The sequence below is a fragment of the Microbulbifer sp. YPW1 genome, assembly GCF_013367775.1.
Taxonomy (GTDB): Bacteria; Pseudomonadota; Gammaproteobacteria; order Pseudomonadales; family Cellvibrionaceae; genus Microbulbifer.
On sequence record NZ_CP055157.1, the window covers coordinates 721,696 to 739,921 of the forward strand.

The following is an 18,226-nucleotide window of genomic DNA, read 5'->3' on the forward strand; positions in this document are numbered from 1 at the left end:
AACAGGACAAAGTATTGGCGACGCTCACGCTTTCCGGGCTAAGCATCGGGGCACTGGAGAACATTGACCTGAATGTCGCGCCGGGGGAAATCGTCTGCCTGTCCGGACCTTCGGGCAGTGGTAAAAGTCGCTTGATGCGAGCCATCAACGACCTGGAGCCCCACGATGGCAACGTCACCCTGGGCGATACCAGGCAGACAGCCCTCCCAGGCCACGCCTGGCGCAGAAAAGTGATGATGGTACCGGCGGAAAGCGCCTGGTGGTACGACACCGTGGGCGAGCACTTTGCCGACACCCTGAAAGCGGAGCTGGAAACCACCCTGGTCCAGCTCGGCCTGGAGGCCGATGCCACGCAGTGGCCCGTCACCCGCTTGTCCTCCGGGGAGAAGCAACGTCTGGCGCTGGCACGCGCCCTTTCCCTTGGACCTTCCGCGCTACTACTGGACGAACCCACGGCAAACCTTGATAAGGAGAGCACGGCAAAGGTGGAATCCTGGCTCTGCGACAAGATCCGCGCTGGCTGTCTGCCGACAATCTGGGTAGCACATCACGAAGACCAGATTGCCCGGGTGGCCGACCGTCACTATCGCATCAATGGTTCCGGGATAATTGAGCAGGAGACACCGCAGTGAACGTGATCGCGCTCTCCTGGTGGCAATTGGCTCTGGCTGCCCTGCTGTTGATCGCACTTGCCCTATGCACCTTTGCCGCGCGCCTGGGTGTGGGGAAAGCCCTGTTGATCGCCGCCGCCCGCACCGCCATTCAGCTCACACTGGTGGGGCTGGTGCTGGAAGCCCTCTTCGCTGCCGGCAGTCTGCACTGGGTAGTACTGATGGGAATCGGGATGCTGTTGCTCGCTGGGCGGGAAGTCGTGGCGCGGCAAAAGTACCGCTTGCGAGGCGGCTGGAGCTTCGGTATCGGCACCCTGTCGATGTTTATCTCCGCATTTACGGTAACCATCCTGACACTGGTCGCGGTAATCAGCCCCACCCCCTGGTACGAGCCGCAGTACGCAATTCCCCTCCTGGGCATGCTGCTCGGCAACACCATGACCGGTATCGCCCTGGGCCTGGATCGACTGACTGAAAGTGCGCGCCGCTCCCGGAATATCATCGAAAACCGGCTGATGCTCGGCGAACCCTGGTTCCGCGCCATTGGTGAGTTCCGCCGTGAAGCCATGCGCTCCGGCCTGACGCCGATAATCAATGCCATGGCAGCCGCGGGTATTGTCTCCCTGCCGGGCATGATGACCGGCCAGATACTGGCAGGCACTGCGCCCGCCCTGGCCGTGAAATATCAGATACTGATCATGTTCACCATTGCCGCAGGCACCGGGTTTGGCACCTTTGTAGCAGTGGCGCTGTGTGCCAAAAGGCTATTTGATACAAGGGAGCGACTGCGGCTGGACAGATTGCAAGGCGCGGGAACACCTTGAAGCGCTAGCCTCCTGAAGCCCCCCTGATCCCCTACACCAGAGCTGGCCGTGCCTGCTGTTTTTGACTTGAGGGTGCAGGCTGTACATCCCCCACATACTGATCGTAAGCCCTCGCCAGCATGTCGTCCTTGAGCTTATTGAGACCGTAGATTGTTTTACACTTGTCATAGCTGGCAAAGTCAATCATGACAATATTGGGGAAAAAGGCTTTCATCCGCATCTTGCCGCCCCACTCGAGGCATTTTATACGCTCCAGTTCCATCTGGTGACCAATGGATGCTTCCAGACCACAGCGCCAGAGTTCACCCAACTTATGCACACCGGTACGGTTCCAGAGCACTTCATCACGCAACTTGATACTGTGAGTGAGACCGGTCGCAGTCCAGTACATCATGCCCAGTACATTCGGGGATTGCAGGTCGTCGGAGTTAGCCATTTGCAGCATCAGCTTCTTTTGTTTGTCGAAGTTCTCCTGCCGCTTACCCCGTTTGGTTTTCCAAATATGCGAAATCGGTGTGCCACCTTTACCAAAATATTGCATTCCCTGGTAAGCGGGCTTATAGGCCTTGTTGGGCCCGTTTTTGGACTTGAGGGAACGAAAGCCAAGGATGCCATGCTGAGGCCCCAGTGTAAGATCAGGGGTTTCGGCCAGGGCTTTGTCATTGAAGACACAGACTACCTTGCCTGCGAGGTCCTGCAAGGTGAGCTTACTGAATTCAATATCGTTGGTTTTCTTGAAAATTTTATCGGCCAAAATCGCCACACAGGTTTCGGCAATCAACTTCCAATTACTGCACTTGTCAAACTTGAGGATAAGGAATTCATTCTTGGTAGCAGGCTCAGTGACAAAGCGCTTGGCACTCTTCAGCATATTGGATAATTTCAGACCCGTAGTGCCCAAATTCATTCCCGAGCTGACTTCTATATTGTGCGTCTTGTTGGTGTGGTCGCTGTGCATTTTACGCGCTTTGGCTTTCTTGGCTGAGCCGTGATAAGCCACCAGAGACGCACCTTGCTCATCTCCCTGAGCGAGAATACGCAAGTCAAAAAGTCGAACACCGACCTTTGCCTGCTCATAGATATTCAGATTCTGAGTCTGTGCGTTACTCTTGCCGGAGGTGATCGCAGCATCATGGCTACCGGCGAAAATAATTTCGTGCAGGCGCCTTTGCGGGCCCAAATTGAAGTAAGTAATTTCCATATTGGCGTTCCCTGACCATTCCCAATCTGTTGATTAGATCCGTATAACACGCATAGACAGAAGAGATCGAAGACTTACGATCCACAGTTATACATTCCGCATCGGCATCGATATTTGTACGCTATCTAGCCACAAAATAACCCACAGGTCACGTTATTGGACGCGCCAGCAAACATTCTTTCTGGTGCGAAAGTACCAATTGCAAGGGGCGCATAAACAGGGAAAGGGGGTTCAGTACGGCATTACCAATGTAATTGAATACCCCCTGCGTCGAAGCACGGGGCATTAGGAGAGGGGGATTTTATTCAATGGGTGTCTTCAATCGGGAAGGTTGGGATACGTTTCCGTTCAAGCTTCACCAGCGGCAAGCCATCGAGCGCATTCATGGCGGAGCTCCGCAACTGCTCTTTGCTAAAATTTCGCTTGCGCATCGGAAAGACAATCGCGCCAGCGCCCATTCGTTCCTTTATAGATAAAGGTTTCAGCGCCGCCATAACTGTAGTATTACCAGGCTCGTTTCCTCATGGCACTTTTGGCGATTGCGGGAAAAAGATTTTGGATTAAAGCGCCCTGGATAAAAATCGACTGTATGGATCCGGCCTATAAGTACCGAAGGGACCACACTCCTCGAAACCAAAACGTCGATACAGGCCGACTGCCGGTGTAAAAGCTTCGTTTGTCCCGGTTTCCAGACTGACTCGTTCATAGGCGCGGGATTGCGCTTCTTGCAGAATGCGTTCCAGCAACTTTGCCGCAATTCCCCGCCGCAGAAAACGCTTGTCCGTGCGCATGGATTTAATTTCTCCATGTTCGGGAGAAAGCTGCTTTAACGCACCACAGGCCACCAGTTCACCACCAATTCTCGCGCCCCAGAATGTAATCGATGCATCTTTCATCGCAGACGTATCCAGCGCGTGGATACTGTCTGGCGGAGAATAAAGACGCATTTCAGCAAGATGATCCTCGAGTAACTGGATGATCGAACCATCACTTAAATCGTCAACCAGAATCTCTACTTCCCGCACGCGACTTCTCCAATCATGTCCAGACTTCTATATCAAATATTGTGGTAACACAGTCAGGTCACACCCTGAGTGGAGATTACATGAACGATGCTGCAACACGGCCTACCCAGATCCCTGCGGCAAATATCTGGATCCCGGCAAAAATCAGGCCCAGTACCGTCAATGCATTCCTTTCACGCGGTGCCATGGTGGACCACCAGTTTTTCACTGACTCTTGCATTTTTCTCTCTCCGGAACCTGAATGCGGGGTAAATCTAGCCATAATAATTACGCGTGCGTCACCCGTTGTCATACCCTCGGGCAATCATACTCGATTACAACCCCGGTACGAAACAGGGCTATTTCCAGTGCGTGAATGTACCCAGCCCTCAACCTTGCAGGTGGTTTTTACGCACGTAATCAATCAGGCCACCGGCTATTACTGTCGCCACCTCTTCCTCCCCCATATTGTGCGTTACCTCCAGCTCTTTACCTCCTGTGAGCTTGACCACAATCTTGTTGCCGGCTTGCAATTGCTGCGGGAGCTTGTCGATTTCCAATATATCGTCCTGATTCAGGCGCGCCAGATCCGCTGGCTCTTTGAACAACAGTGGTACCACGCCGAAATTGATCAGGTTGCGACGGTGAATACGCGCCATCGAAACGGCGATCACCACACGTACCCCGAGGTAGCGCGGTGCAATCGCAGCATGCTCCCGGCTGGAGCCCTGGCCATAGTTATCCCCACCGATAACAAAACTGTCGGCATTGAGTTTTTTGGCCCGCTGGTAAAAAGTTTCATCGATACGGGAGAAGGTGTAGTGGCTGATTGCGGGAATGTTCGAGCGCAACGGCAGGATATCGGTGCCGGCCGGAAGGATTTCATCGGTGGACACATTGTCCCCCGTCTTGAGCAGAATCGGCCCACTGAGTACCTCGGGCAGGGGATCAAATTCCGGCAAGGGCTGGATGTTCGGCCCCTTTTCCAGCTCTACCGGTATCTCATCGGTGGTATCCCGGGGCGCCAGCATCAGCGGGCGCATGTCCTGCAGTTTTTCCGGCTCGGAAAATTCGGGATAGTCCATATCCATATCCCGCGGGTCGGTAATCTTACCCGTGAGCGCACTGGCGGTAGCCGTTTCCGGGCTGCACAGATACACCTGGTCTTCCTTGGTACCGGAGCGCCCCGGGAAGTTGCGCGGTACCGTGCGCAGGCTAATACGCCCGCTGGCCGGTGCCTGCCCCATGCCGATACAACCGTTGCAACCGGTCTGGTGCAAGCGCGCGCCCGCCTGTAACAGGCGGTTGAGATCCCCGCTGCGACTGATTTCTTCCAGTAGCTGGCGACTGGTAGGATTGATATCCAAGGAGATTTCCTGAGGAACATTCCTGCCCTCGACCATTTTCGCGGGAATGGCGAAGTCCCGCAGCCCGGGATTTGCGGAGGAACCGATATAACTCTGGTAAATTGGCTTGCCGGCTACCTCGCGCACGGTAACCACTTTACCGGGACTGGACGGGCAGGCAATCATCGGTTCGAGTTTGGATAAATCCAGCTGCTCACGCTGGTCATAGTCCGCCCCAGGCTCCGCCGCCAGCTCGACAAAGTCCTCTTCGCGCCCCTGCTGGCGCAAGAATGCGCGCACGTTTTCGTCTGCGGGAAACACACTGGCCGTCGCGCCCATCTCCTGCCCCATATTGGCAATGACGTGGCGGTCCATGGCAGTCAGGTTGTCGAGGCCCGGACCGTAGTATTCGAATACCTTGTTGACCCCGCCTTTTACGTCGTAGCGCCGCAACATTTCCAGAATCACATCTTTGGCACTTACCCAGGGCGGTAGTTTGCCGCTCACTTCTACACCAATCACTTCCGGCATAACCAGGGAAAATGGCAGTCCGGCCATTGCCAGCGCCACCTGCAATCCGCCCGCGCCCATGGCGAGCATCCCCATGGCACCGCCGGCACAGGTGTGGCTGTCCGACCCCAGCAGGGTTTTTCCAGGTATGCCAAAGCAGGCCATGTGCACCGCGTGACTGATGCCGTTACCGGGGCGGGAAAACCAGATACCCCACTTGCGACTGGCGCTGCGCAAAAAGAGATGGTCATCGGCATTCTTGAAATCTGCCTGGATCAGGTTGTGATCCACATACTGGGCGGAGAGCTCGGTTTTTACCTTCGGCAATCCCAGTGCCTCGAATTCAAGCATCACCATGGTGCCGGTGGCATCCTGGCACAGCGTCTGATCGATTTTCAGTTGCACCGCCTCGCCGGGGGTCATCTTGCCGCTGACAAGATGCTGTTCGATGAGTTGATGGGTGAGATTTTTGGCCATGAGGGCTCTCCTGCTATCGGATCGGAATCGATTGTGCTCGCCGTTTAAGATTCTGCTCAGTTAGAGAATTCCACCCGCGGCTCATCCGTGTCGGTGCCAATGTAATCGGGCGCGCACTGGATAAAGTCTTCCTTATTCAGCCCGGCGTCGATCAGGTGTTTCTGTACGTGAAGACTGCGACGGTTCGACAGTCGCAGTAATTCCTCGCGAATGACCCGCGGGGGATCGCTGTAAAAGTTTTCGCGCACTTCGCGCATACCGCGCATGGCACTGACTTCGTGGGGAAACATGTTTTCCAGATCCCTGGCGGTAGATACACCGCAGATTCCTGGTCGCGCCTTGTCGTTGTCGCGCATTTCTTCCACCATACTATCCAATTGGGTTTTTGCTTTCGCGCTCAGGGTATCGCTGCCCGGGGCAAATTCAAGGTCAGAAAAACTCACGGCGCGGAAACGCGCCCAGGCAAGCTTGGCGAGACTGTAGAAACCTACCGGACTAAAGTAGACGAACAGGGCCTCAAGAATGGCTCGCTGCAGGAGATGGCTGAAAATAAAGCTGAATGAAAATTTAGGATCGTAGAGCTCACCGGTTACCGGCATATTGAAACGTACGTCGCCATTTCCATCTTTAAGCAGTGCGAGCGCCAGACTCAGCGGAATAATACTTTTTTTCACATTTAAATGATCTGTGTCACGCACTCTTCTCACTTTAATTTTTTGCAGCTCCATTTTTGCTAACGCATCGACCTGATTGTCGTCGACCTTGAGGTTAAGCTCAGCATCCAACTGCCCCTGCAGAATTTTGTACCCGAGCAGAGAAGCCATATAGGGGGTCGCGGGAATCAGGTTGGCCCCCTCGACATAGCCGAGCAGCCCGCCATCCCAGTGATTGTTATCCAGAAGGTCGACCTGCCCTGCCAGGTGCATCTCGCTAAACCCGCCGGGACGCGCGTTGAACACCAGCAACGCCGGTGGATCATCGTGATGATTGCTCAATCCGTTCAATAATAGATTGATGCGCCGTATGGGCAGTCTGGCACGTTGCTCGTGGGAGTTGTCTAGCCATAGGAATTTCCCGCGGTCCACATATAGCTGGCGAACCCGGTATTTGAACCGATTGGCTTTGCGCGCGATATCGCCCCGATGATAACGGTAGCTTTCCAATTCCGGCGATGCGCTGCGGAAACGCTCCCAGGCCCCCAGATCTCCCTGACGCCCGCGCGCCAGAATACTGTGCGGCCGGATAAGGTCTATGGTGTCAATCTGCAGAGTCTTTTCCGGCGGGAAATATTCAAATTGGCTGATCCGCAGGGATTCGATTTCCGTATTCCATTGGTGATTGACGAACTCCTGGGCGCGCTCATCGCGCCGGAATACCCGGCTATCGGCGATTTCCATAAACAAAAGACGGATCGCCTGTTTGGCCACACTGAGTTCGCGGATTTCCAAATATGCACTTTCCAACAACTGGTCACCGGCAGTATTCAGAACCAGTAGCTTGTCCAGCTGCGCCAGGGCCAGGGCCAACTGCCGTTGCTCGAAGTCGAATCGTCCTGAGGTAAGCGCCTTCTCCAGGTTGAAACAATGCCGCACTCCCCTGATATATCCTTCGGGGACACAGCTGCTCACATTATCGAGTTGCAGGTTTTGCGCGACCAGTTCCCGATCGCCAAATGCCAACACATCCGCTTCCAGCGTCGCGATATGCAGTAACTGGGATGGCAGGTCCGCAGGGAAATCCCGCTGGGTAATCCGTACGCCATCCACTTTGATATCCCTAAACTGCCGTTGAGCCCTGCCACTGCGCAGGCTGCCCAGCAACACTTTGTGCTCGCTACCCATGGAAATACGACCCACCTCGTAGCAGGGTGCGAGTGACTTTTTCCCAAGTTCGAAAGACTCGAGACAGCCGTTAAGCCCGGTGACCTCACCCTGTTTCAGCGCCACTGCGTCAGAGGAAAACACCAGCCCGTTCACCCCCAGATGGGTAAAGCCAAGGCGCTTTCGGTCTCCCTGGCGAAATGCAAAATCCTCCAGCGCAACTTTTCCGCTGGCACGCAGTGCATCCTTCATTGCCAGTTCCTGTCGCCCTTCCACCATCAGTTGTCGGAAGGTAAAACACAGGGGATCCTTCACCGAGGTGACGCTACCATCGCGCCCCGGTAGACAACCGGAGAAATCCCGCGCGAGCAGGTCTTCCACTCTCACCCGAGCGCCCCCGGCCCAGCGCACCGACTGCCACTCGATATGGGCGAGCTGCATGATCGGAGGCGCCCCGACTTGTGTCGGAGCCGGCAACAACTTCAGGTTTGCTGCCTGCAATGGCCCCAGGGAGAGGCGGTCTGCTTCATCTCCCGGTGACATTTCTCCCGGACTGCCCAGGCTGACCAGGTTGTCGCCGCTCAGATGCAGGCTTCCGGAAGACACACAACCCCGCCAGCGGCCACTGCCTTCTCCTCGCAACTGCGCCGCGGCAAGCCAGTCATTCAGTCCGCAGCCGTTGACACTGTCGACCCGAAGATCGTGCAGGTTCAGCTGTACCGGCAGGTCGGGTGGCGCAGCCTGCACAAGCCCGATCTTTGCTACCTGAAATGCACCCAACTGCAACTGGGACGGGTCTTGCAGTCGATGATGCAGAGACAGATTCGCTACCGAAATTCCTCCGTTTTCAGAACTGAAACGCTGACCGCGTACACAACGCGGCAACATGCGCTCCGGCTCCCCACTTTGCGGCCAGCAGGCAGCAACGGTCTGGGCCTGCAGTTGGGTGATTTTCCAGTCGGCACGGGCGCCGGGGGTGCGCGGCAGGTTTGCATAGAGTCCCAGGCCGAGCAGCTTTTTAACCTCTATCGTGACGTCATCCTTGCCGCCGCTGAGCGCGAAGTGATCCAGAACCAGGTTGTTGAGATCCGCGCTGAATCGATCGCGACCGTAGTCCAGGGAGAAGCGATCACCGGTACGCAGTGTTTCCACATCGATACAGCGTTTATCGCCGAAGCAGAAGTCCGCGATACCCAACGCTGCGCCGGGCAGATTCAGCCGCATGCGAATCGGCCGGGACTGCAGGCGGAAATCCACCCGCGGCAGACGTAACTGAGCAAGGGCCAACAGATCGTTGCCACTGGCGCTTTTCACATCGGCAGATTCCAGGCTGAGATCTGCTGCAGTCAAAGCCACTCGTAAGCGGCCGCCGTCATTGGCGCTGGTACGGCGCTGTCTATCCAGCTTCAGGTGCAGAGGCTGGTGCTGCCGCAGATTGTGAACCGCAAAACATTCGGGGCGACGAGCAGGATCAGAGCCACCGGCAATGGCCTGCCAGGAAACCGGCAGGCAGCCGTCCAGCGCAGTCAATGACAGGGAAGCGAGTTCCAGCTCAGTCTGGCGCGCGACAATATTGTCGCCAATATTTTCTATCTGGCGGTTTTCCAAGGCCTGCGTCCGCGCCCGCTCCAGAGCCAACCGCTCCTCGGGAAGAAGTCCTTTTTCGCGGCCATCGTCTGAATCATTACTCACGCTGCCTGCATCCGCTTCACCGGGGAACCAGCCGTGTCCGTCTTCACTGGCAAAATATTCACCAGGTTTCAATTGCTGGTTGCGTATTCGGAAAAAACCGTTGCCGGTATGCAGCTGGCGCAGCATCAATCCGCTTTGCTCGCTCGTATCGGGGGCCAGGTGATCCGACAATAACAATGACGCCAGGCTTAGCTCGCCCAGCACCATGTAGGGTGATGGCGCCAACGCGAAGACAAAGTCGCCCTTTCCTCGCAGCTGTGCCACGCGACTACACAGGGGAGACATCCGCTGGGGCAACAGCCCCTCCGGCACACATCCGGTGAGTTTCTCGAGATTGACGTCTTCCAGCAGATAGCGCTTTTCCTGTTGCGAAAGCTCAAGACGACGCCAGTTCAGGTCCACCATCAACACCTGGTGCTCGGGACCATCCCGCCCATCGCTGAGCTTCAGTTTTTCCAGTGTGAGCGGCCCGCTATCCAGTGCCCAGCCCTGCGCGGGGAGATGGTCGCGCGGCAGTTTACGGGCAAACTGCATCGCAAAATCTTGCGGCAAATTTAACTGGTTGAGCACAACACAGTGCTCCCGCTCACCCCACAACTGCCCCGGAATACATCCGGATGCACCGTCCAGGGACAGGTTTTGCAGTTGCAGGCGACGACTGTCATTGCGGTACTGCAACTTGCCGAGGCGTAGCATATTGGTATTTAACGGGTCCGCGAGCTGACGATCGGCGCCCAGGTCCACCAGTGTGCCCTGCCCCAGGCTCGCCTCCGCCAGGTCCACGGCAAACCCTTCCCGCCACTCAAAACGGGTGGGCTGCGGCAAACGCAGGCTCCCCGCGCGCACGCAGTAGTGATGAGCGCCGTCCGCAGATGGGACGGTACGCAGGCGGTTGGGACACCAGGAGAAACCGCTGGCACCGGCACTCAGCCATTGCAGGGACTGGTCTTCACGCAGGAAGTCAAAGTCATTGATCGCAATCGTCTCGGCATGCCAGTTGGGATGGCGACGATTGCGATAGCGCAGCCGCACTTCCTGGCCATCGATCCTGTGCCAGGCGATTTCCGATTGTTTTCCGAAAGAAAAGCTCGCCGGTCCACGCAACTGTAAACGACGCGCGGTGGCACAGTGGCCAATGGTTCGCTGCAACCCCGGCACCGCGTCCGCCCATCGCTGGGGTGGGCAACCGCCAAACTTGCGGGTAGAGAGTTCCGCCACGCTCAGCAGATTCTCCGGGCGGGAAAACTGGATATTCCGGGTTTTCAGGCGCACCACTGCGATAGTGGGGTTTTCCTGCGCGGATTTGCGCATATCGCCTTCACCAGGCTCCTGGGTTTTACTGCCGAGGCCCGCCCCCGAATCTGTCTCAGGGCGCTCATCCCAGGCCAGCAGGTTTTCCAGCGCCAGCTCGTCGGCGCCGATGGAAAACTGCAGCGGTTCTCCGGTTTTTTCGCGGTGCCCGGTGACAAAAAAGTCATCCAGGATCAGCTCACCAAATCGCGCGCAGCTGGGGGAATTCCACTCGGGCTTGTGCTGGTAACAGACCACTATTTTGCGCAGGGTGGCGGCGGTCAGATCCACCCGCCAGCGCCTGGGTTTCTTCTCTCCGCCCTCCTTGAGCCGCCATCCGCCAATTTCCCACACCCGGCCGAACTCACCGGGCTCGGACTCGAGATCCATATACCCGCCTTCAAGCTCCACCTGTTTGACGTGGATCTTGCCCTGCAGCAGCTTCCACCAGCTGAGGCCGAGGGTTGCCTCGCGCACATTGAATCCGCGCTCAAACTCATTGCGCACTTCAACCCCTCGCAGGTGCGCACGCAGCCGCGGGAGGGAAATTTCCATGTGCTGAATCTGCGCCTCGAGACCGCGCTCGTGCAACCAGCGTTGTACTGCCCCCGGCAGCACAGCGGAGAGGAAGATGTTCAGTGCGCCAACCAGCAACAGGAAAAAGACCAGCCCCCACAGCAGGCGGTGGCTTCCTCTGGATTCGGCGGACTGACTGGCGGGCGAAGTGGACATCTATACTCGGCGCACAAAGAATTTCGCGCAGCCGCTATTGTGAATTCGGAAACTGCGCGCTTCCTACAGTAAAGACCAGCGCACTGCGGGCAGATGTCGTCAAAACCCGCATCTGACTATTTTTATTCTTCAGCGCAGGGCCTATACCCCGTGACTCGAATATTTCCACGCCACAAGTATCCAAACCGTGCGGCACAGCCGTGCTAATCCTCGGGACCCCATTACACTGTTTATATTTCGAACAGTTCGCAGGGAGCGCCGTGTCATTCAGTCGGCAACCTTAGCCGGGTTACAACAGGCGCCATTGATGCACTGACGCTGACGTAAACGGCTCCGCTGCCGGGTCACAGTCAGTGGACGGCGGCAAGCCCCGACAAAGATCTCTGTGAATCGATGGGTCTCGGTGAAACAGGTAGGTAAACAGAACATGCGGGAACACCCACATTATCAGGACATCGTCCTGATCGGCGGCGGACACAGCCATGCGATTCTTCTGCAGCTGTGGGCCAGCAACCCACTGCCCGGGGTTCGACTTACCCTTGTTTCCCCCCAGGTACAAAGTGCCTACGCCGGTATGCTCCCCGGGATGATCGCCGGGCATTATGGCTTCAGCGATATCCATATCGACCTGCCACGCCTGTGTCGCGCCGCCGGCGCCCGTTTTATCCAGGCCTGCGCACATCAGATCGATCCGAACGAACGCACGGTTTCCCTGCTGGGACGACCGGACCTGGAGTTCGACCTGTTGTCACTGGATATAGGCGCCACCCCCTGCCGCAATATTCCCGGTTCCGAGCTCGCCATACCGGTCAAACCCATCGGCCACTTCCACCGTTACTGGGAACAGCTGAAGCAACAGATCCACACCGAGCACCAGCCGCTGCGGCTCGGCGTAGTAGGCGGCGGTCTCGGCGGCTGTGAACTGGCCATGGCCATCTCCTCGGCGCTGGAGGAACCGGTTTACAGCGGTAGGGTTGAAATACACCTGCTGCACGCGGGTAACAAGCTGCCCGAGGGTTACCCACTGCTGACCCGCAGGCTGATTGCGCGTGAGCTCAACCGGCTGAACATTCACCCCCATCGCAACTGGCGGGTTGCGGAAATTACCCACAGCGGTGTACACAGCGATGATGGCGAGTTTCTGCCAATGGATAAGGTATTGCTGTGTACCGAGGCGGGCGCGCCGCCGTGGTTGAGCCAGTCTGGATTGGCCCTGGATGCCCAGGGGTTTGTGTTGGTAGATGAATACCTGCGCGCCGAGCGACATCCGTATATCTTCGCCGCCGGAGATGTGGCTAGCCCGGCAAAACCACCCACACTCCACACAGCCGAAGAAAAATCTGCCAACACTGCCCTGCACCAGGGACCTACGCTCTACCACAATTTGCGCGCGACCCTGCTGGAGCAGCCCCTCAAGCCCTATCGGCCTCGCAGACACTTGCTTCAACTGGTGACCTGCGGCAATCACCGCGCTATTGCCTGTCGCGGAGGCTTTTCCGTCGCCAACAGTGCCCTGTGGCACTGGAAAGACCAGCGCGAGCGCAACTTCATGCAGCGCTTCAGCGCACTGCCGGTAGGCGCACAACAGACTCCCCCTTCTCTTCTGCGCCAATTACTGCGACCGCAACCCAGGGGGCTGCAACAGCGCAACAATATCTCCGTGGCCGGCCTGCAGGGCGGCGGTACCGGCGCCAGAATCAGCAACGATATTCTCGAGCGGACACTGGCCAGGCTGCCATCGCAGCCGACTGCGGCTGCAGGCCACACCGAGCAATCCGCTACCCCACAACTCCCCCCAGGTCAGTGGCTGGTGCAACGCTCACAGCAGATGCGCGCACCCGTCTCCGACCCCTGGCTATTCGGACGCCTGGCAGCGCTGCATACACTCACGGATGTACTCGCCGCCCAGGCCCAACCGGTGGCGGCGCAGGCGCTGGTGACCTTGCCCACCGCGGCCCCCGAGCTGGCGGTGCGCGACCTGCAACAGATTCTCGACGGCGCCGTACGCGAGCTGAACCAGCACCACTGCACCCTGAGCGGTGGACACACCTTCGAAGGCAGCGAGTTGCAACTGGGCCTCACCGTCAGTGGCGCCGCAGAGCGGCAGCAATTGCTGGGAAAATCGGGCATGCGCGCAGGAGACTGTCTGATCCTTTCCAAGCCCATTGGCACCGGCGTCCTGTTCGCGGCAGAGCGTCACGGCAAAGCCCGCAGTCGCTGGCTACAACAGGCACTGGAAATGATGTTGCAGAGCAACGCCACCGCAGCGGAAATCTTCGCCGCTCATCGCGCCAGTGCCATTACCGGTATCAGCGGTTACGGACTGCTGGGCCATTTGCTGGAGATGCTGCAATGGCGCAGTGACCGGATTAACCCGCAGCGAGTCGAGCCCGCCAGCGGCCAGCACCAGGCCGATCTTGGCGCCAGTCTGTTTGCTGATGCGCTGCCATTGTTGCCCGGTGCGACTTACTGCGCAGAACGCGGCCTGCTTTCCAGCCTGCACCAGCACAATACCCGTACTTACGCGGCGCTACAGAACCCCACAGCATGGCGTGCGGACCCGCTGCTGCCCCTTCTGGTGGACCCACAGATCTGCGGTGGCCTGCTGGCCTCGGTGCCGGCGGATATCGCCGAGCGCTGCGTGGCGGCACTGCACGCGGCGGGCTGTCGCCACGCCAGCGTGATCGGATTTGTCGACGAACTACCGGAAGACCGGGAACAGCTGCCCTACACGCCACAACCGGTACACCTGACCCAAAGCGGCGACTGGAGGAAAATGGCCAATCGCTACAGCGAGATGATTTCCTGACCGACGCTTGCTGCCTTACGCAAAACCCTTACGCTTGAAACCAACTGGCCGTTGCTAAACGGACTGAGTGCGTTAGTATTGCGCGAATAGAATTAAGGGAGAGGCAATGTAGCTTTCCCGATCGAGTCTTCACAGAGACCGCCGCCCGATCAGTAATTATTTTCGACACCTGTCGACCCGGAGCCAGATCTCCGGCAGTGCACGGGCGCGCGAAGAGCACAGTTTTTTAGCTCTACAGGAAATCTCTGCAATGAAGAAGATCGTAATTGTCGGCGGTGGTGCCGGCGGTCTGCAATTGGCCACCAGTCTCGGCCGTCACTTCTCTTTCAAACGCTTTCATCGCCGCAATAAATCCCCCGCGGCGGAAATCACCCTGGTCGATAAAAAACGTACCCATATATGGAAGCCTCTGCTGCACCAGGTCGCCACCGGCGCACTGGACTCCAGCCTCGACGCGCTGAATTACCAGGTTCACGCCCGTGCCAACGGCTTTCAGTTTGAGCTGGGCAGCCTGCAGGGCATTGATCGCGAAGCAAAAACCATAGAGCTTGCGGAAGTGTGCAGTGAAGACGGGCAACCGCTGGTACCGCCGCGCAAGCTCGAATACGACTACCTGGTATTTGCCCTAGGCAGCCAGAGCAATGACTTCAACACCCCCGGTGTGCGTGAGAACTGCCAGTTCCTGGACAGCGCCGAGCAGGCCCAGAAATTTCACACCCGCCTGCTGGATCAGTTCCTGCAACTGGAAAGCCGTGTTGCCGAGAGCGTGGCCATCGCCATTGTCGGCGGCGGCGCCACCGGTGTGGAACTGGCCGCGGAACTGGTGGACGCGGTACACGAGATGGGGCATTACGGACGCATCAAAAACGGCGATCTCAAAGTCACCCTGATCGAAGCCGGCCCCCACCTGCTGCCCGCCCTTCCCGCGAGACTGGGTAACAGTTCGCAGAAGGAACTGTCCAACCTGGGAGTGCGGGTACTCACCGGCACCCAGGTAGCCGAAGCCACCGGCACGGGGTTTGTAACCCGCGAAGGCGAGGAAATTCCCGCGGCGATCCGCGTGTGGGCCGCAGGTGTTAAGGCACCGGACTTCCTGCGGGAGATGGATGGTCTCAGCGTCAATCGCCAGAACCAAATTGAAGTGGAAGCATCGCTGCGCAGTAAAAGCGATCCGAGTATTTTCGCCCTCGGCGACTGCGCCGGCTGTATCGACGCCGCCGAGCACAAGGTGCCACCGCGCGCCCAGGCCGCACAACAGATGGCGAAGACCGCTCGCGACAACCTGATCGCACTGGTGGAAAATCCCGATGCGGACCTGCAGCCATTTACCTACAAAGACCGTGGCTCACTGGTATCCCTGTCCAAGTTCGATGCGGTGGGCAGCCTGATGGGCGGCCTGGTGAAAGGCAGCCTGACCATAGAGGGACGCCTCGCCGGACTCGCCTACCGCTCCCTCTACCGCATGCACCTCGCGGCCCTGCACGGCTGGCCCAAGGCCATGCTGCTGTACCTGATCGGGCAGGCCAACCGCTTTGTGAAGCCGCGGCTGAAAATGCACTGATTCCGTTGTGCACGTTTACCGACAAATTAAAAAGAGGCCCTGCGGGGCCTCTTTTTATTTGTCGCTGCTGCCTTACTGATAACGAATGTCGGTACGCCATCCGAAGGTGAGAATGCGTTTAAAAAACAAAGCTGAGCCACTTTCGCCCGGGCACTGCTCTGCGCAGATATCCCGTACAATGGCAACATTTCCCCCGGCGGGAGCCAGAGAAAGTACAGGAACCCCACAGCGATGCATCGCTTCCATCAATCCCTCGTCGCCACAGGGCTACTGGCCGTCGCTGGTGGCGCGATCGCAGCAGATAGTCTTGCTCAGTCCGAGCAGCTGGAACAGCTGACCGTCACCGGCACCCGCGAACCACGCCCGCGCAGCGAGCTGGCCGAATCCCTGTCCAGTGTCAGCCGGGATACTCTGCTCGCCATCAGCCCCATCCATCCGAGTCAGGCATTGACCGCAGTACCGGGCACCCTGATCAGCCGCGGCAATGGTCAGGAGAGCCTGATCGCCATCCGCTCGCCGGTACTCACCGGTGCCGGCAGCTGCGGCGCCTTTGCGATCACCGAGGAAGGGATTCCGCTGCGCGGTACCGGTTTCTGTAACGTCAACCAGCTGTTCGATGGCAATTTCGAGCAGGCGCAACGTATCGAGGTGCTGCGCGGCCCCGGTGGCGTACTGTACGGCTCCGACGCCCAGCACGGCGTGATCAATCTCCTGAGCCAGCCACCGGCAGATGGCGAGGAATCTACGCTGGCACTGGAGGGCGGTGCCAATGATTACACTCGACTCCGCCTGGGGCACAGTCGCGGCGACTCACAAGGGGGTTACCGCATCAATTTTAACGGTGCCCATGACGGTGGCTTCAAGGAAAACGCCGGCTTTGACCAGCAGAAATTGCAACTGCGCCACGATGGACAGTGGTCGGACTGGTCCAGCCGCGCGCTGCTGAGCCTGAGCAACCTGAATCAGGAGACCGCCGGCTACGTTACCGGTAAGGATGCCTTCAGAGACGGGGATCGAAAACGGGAAAATCCCAACCCGGAGGCCTTCCGCGACAGCCAGTCTGCGCGCGCTCAGGTGCGGCTGGAAAAGTCACTGTACGATGGCAGTACACTCCAGGTCACCCCCTATGTCCGCTACACGGATATGGCGTTTCTGATGCACTTTCTGCCGGGCACGCCCCTGGAGGAAAACGGCCAGCGCGGGCTGGGGCTGCAGAGTACTTATCGCTTCGCCGCCAGTGAAACCCTGGATATGACCAGCGGTGTCGATCTCGAATTCACCGATGCCTGGCTGCGCCAGACCCAGGAAGGGGGATTCTCGGTTTTTCCCGCGGGCAAACAGTATGACTATCAGGTAGACGCGGCACTCGCCGCCGCCTTTGCGCAGGGAGAGAAAGCGATCGCCGACACAACCCGCGCAACCCTTGGCGGCCGGATAGAATACCTGCGTTACGACTACGACAACCGCATGCGCAGCGGCGATACCACCGACAGCGGCGGCCTGTGTATCAGCAGTTTTACCGGCGCTGTGGGCTGTCGCTATACCCGTCCCGAGGATCGCCGCGACGACTTCACCAGTGTTTCCATCAATGCCAGCCTGGTACACGAGTTTTCCGCAGACCTGAACGGGTCTCTGCGTCTGGCGCACGGATTTCGCGCGCCCCAGGCCAGCGAACTGTATCGCCTGCAGAACGGCCAGATGCATGCGGATCTGGAGCCGGAATCCATCGACAGTATCGAGCTCGGCCTGCGCCGCTGGGGTACGACGCTTCGCTACAGCCTGACCGGCTTTTATATGGAAAAGGAGGATGTGGTGTTTCAGTCCTCCGCGCGACTGAACCTGGGCGGCGGTGCCAGCAGGCATTACGGGCTGGAGTACGAAGTGCAGTGGGCGCTGGCCGATCAGTGGGACCTGGGGCTAGCCGGCACTTTCGCCCGCCACCGCTACACCAACAATGTCAGCGCACCGGGCTCCGGGCCGATCGACAGCCGCGGCAACGATATCGATACCGCACCGCGCAACCTGCACAACCTGAGCCTGAGCTGGCAGCCGCGGCAAGCCACACAGGTCGCCCTGCAGTGGCAGTACACGGGCAGTTATTTCACGGATATCGAAAATGCCCATCGCTACGCCGGGCACGACCTGCTACACCTGCGCCTGCGGCAGTCACTGGGAGTGTCCACCAGCCTGGGCATCCGGGTGGAGAACCTGGCCAATGTGGATTACGCGGAGCGCGCAGACTATTCCAGCCTCGGCGGTGGTGACCGCTACTTTATCGGCGAGCCCCGCAGCCTGTATGCGGATATCCGTTTCGTTTTCTAACGGAAGCAGCGCCTGGGTTACAGGTCA

At 58.2% G+C, this 18,226-nt stretch carries 11 protein-coding genes; 5 read left to right on the forward strand and 6 right to left on the reverse strand.

The window, feature by feature from the left end; genetic code table 11:
- Positions 1-14: 14 nt before the first annotated feature.
- Both HUW35_RS03110 and fetB read left to right on the forward strand, forming a co-directional pair.
- The gene (locus tag HUW35_RS03110) at positions 15-632 is read left to right on the forward strand and encodes an ATP-binding cassette domain-containing protein (RefSeq protein WP_181254202.1); all 618 of its coding nucleotides are present in this window, start codon (positions 15-17) and stop codon (positions 630-632) included.
- Complete coding sequence (gene fetB / locus HUW35_RS03115) at positions 629-1,435, forward strand: iron export ABC transporter permease subunit FetB (RefSeq protein WP_181254203.1); 807 nt, start codon at positions 629-631, stop codon at positions 1,433-1,435. Before HUW35_RS03110 ends, fetB begins: the two co-directional genes overlap by 4 nt.
- 31 nt (positions 1,436-1,466) lie before the next feature.
- On the opposite strand, the gene HUW35_RS03120 is transcribed toward fetB, so the two are convergent.
- The 6 genes from HUW35_RS03120 to HUW35_RS03145 form a co-directional block, all read right to left on the reverse strand.
- On the reverse strand, positions 1,467-2,636 hold the full coding sequence (locus HUW35_RS03120) for a phosphatidylinositol-specific phospholipase C domain-containing protein (RefSeq protein ID WP_181254204.1): 1,170 nt from the start codon (positions 2,634-2,636) through the stop codon (positions 1,467-1,469).
- Between the two features lie 305 nt (positions 2,637-2,941).
- Positions 2,942-3,130 (reverse strand): hypothetical protein, encoded by a 189-nt coding sequence (locus HUW35_RS03125; RefSeq protein ID WP_181254205.1) that lies wholly within the window; start codon positions 3,128-3,130, stop codon positions 2,942-2,944.
- A 66-nt stretch (positions 3,131-3,196) separates the two neighbouring features.
- A complete protein-coding gene (locus HUW35_RS03130; protein WP_255463446.1) occupies positions 3,197-3,661 on the reverse strand; it encodes a GNAT family N-acetyltransferase in 465 nt (154 codons plus the stop codon).
- 76 nt (positions 3,662-3,737) lie between these two features.
- Positions 3,738-3,881, reverse strand: a complete 144-nt coding sequence (locus tag HUW35_RS03135; protein ID WP_181254206.1) for a hypothetical protein — start codon at positions 3,879-3,881, stop codon at positions 3,738-3,740.
- 148 nt (positions 3,882-4,029) lie between these two features.
- Positions 4,030-5,973, reverse strand: a complete 1,944-nt coding sequence (locus HUW35_RS03140) for an aconitate hydratase (RefSeq protein WP_181254207.1) — start codon at positions 5,971-5,973, stop codon at positions 4,030-4,032.
- A 56-nt stretch (positions 5,974-6,029) separates the two neighbouring features.
- Positions 6,030-11,507, reverse strand: a complete 5,478-nt coding sequence (locus HUW35_RS03145) for a DUF748 domain-containing protein (protein ID WP_181254208.1) — start codon at positions 11,505-11,507, stop codon at positions 6,030-6,032.
- Between the two features lie 427 nt (positions 11,508-11,934).
- On the opposite strand from HUW35_RS03145, the gene selD reads away from it, so the two are divergent.
- From selD to HUW35_RS03160, 3 genes are all read left to right on the forward strand, one after another.
- Positions 11,935-14,316 carry a selenide, water dikinase SelD gene (selD, locus tag HUW35_RS03150; protein ID WP_181254209.1) on the forward strand — a complete coding sequence of 794 codons (2,382 nt, stop codon included), beginning with the start codon at positions 11,935-11,937 and terminating at the stop codon, positions 14,314-14,316.
- 250 nt (positions 14,317-14,566) lie between these two features.
- Positions 14,567-15,877, forward strand: coding sequence for an NAD(P)/FAD-dependent oxidoreductase (locus HUW35_RS03155; RefSeq protein WP_181254210.1), 1,311 nt, complete (start codon positions 14,567-14,569; stop codon positions 15,875-15,877).
- A gap of 231 nt (positions 15,878-16,108) precedes the next feature.
- Positions 16,109-18,199: a TonB-dependent receptor gene (locus HUW35_RS03160; RefSeq protein WP_181254211.1), complete on the forward strand. Its 2,091-nt coding sequence runs from the start codon at positions 16,109-16,111 to the stop codon at positions 18,197-18,199.
- Positions 18,200-18,226 lie beyond the last annotated feature (27 nt).

Excerpts from the sequence above, each read along its gene's own strand:
- HUW35_RS03160 (WP_181254211.1), top strand. The coding sequence starts at position 16,109 with ATGCATCGCTTCCATCAATCCCTCGTCGCCACAGGGCTACTGGCCGTC.
- selD (WP_181254209.1), top strand. The coding sequence starts at position 11,935 with ATGCGGGAACACCCACATTATCAGGACATCGTCCTGATCGGCGGCGGA.
- HUW35_RS03135 (WP_181254206.1), bottom strand. The coding sequence starts at position 3,881 with ATGCAAGAGTCAGTGAAAAACTGGTGGTCCACCATGGCACCGCGTGAA.
- HUW35_RS03140 (WP_181254207.1), bottom strand. The coding sequence starts at position 5,973 with ATGGCCAAAAATCTCACCCATCAACTCATCGAACAGCATCTTGTCAGC.
- HUW35_RS03155 (WP_181254210.1), top strand. The coding sequence starts at position 14,567 with ATGAAGAAGATCGTAATTGTCGGCGGTGGTGCCGGCGGTCTGCAATTG.
- HUW35_RS03120 (WP_181254204.1), bottom strand. The coding sequence starts at position 2,636 with ATGGAAATTACTTACTTCAATTTGGGCCCGCAAAGGCGCCTGCACGAA.
- HUW35_RS03125 (WP_181254205.1), bottom strand. The coding sequence starts at position 3,130 with ATGGCGGCGCTGAAACCTTTATCTATAAAGGAACGAATGGGCGCTGGC.
- HUW35_RS03145 (WP_181254208.1), bottom strand. The coding sequence starts at position 11,507 with ATGTCCACTTCGCCCGCCAGTCAGTCCGCCGAATCCAGAGGAAGCCAC.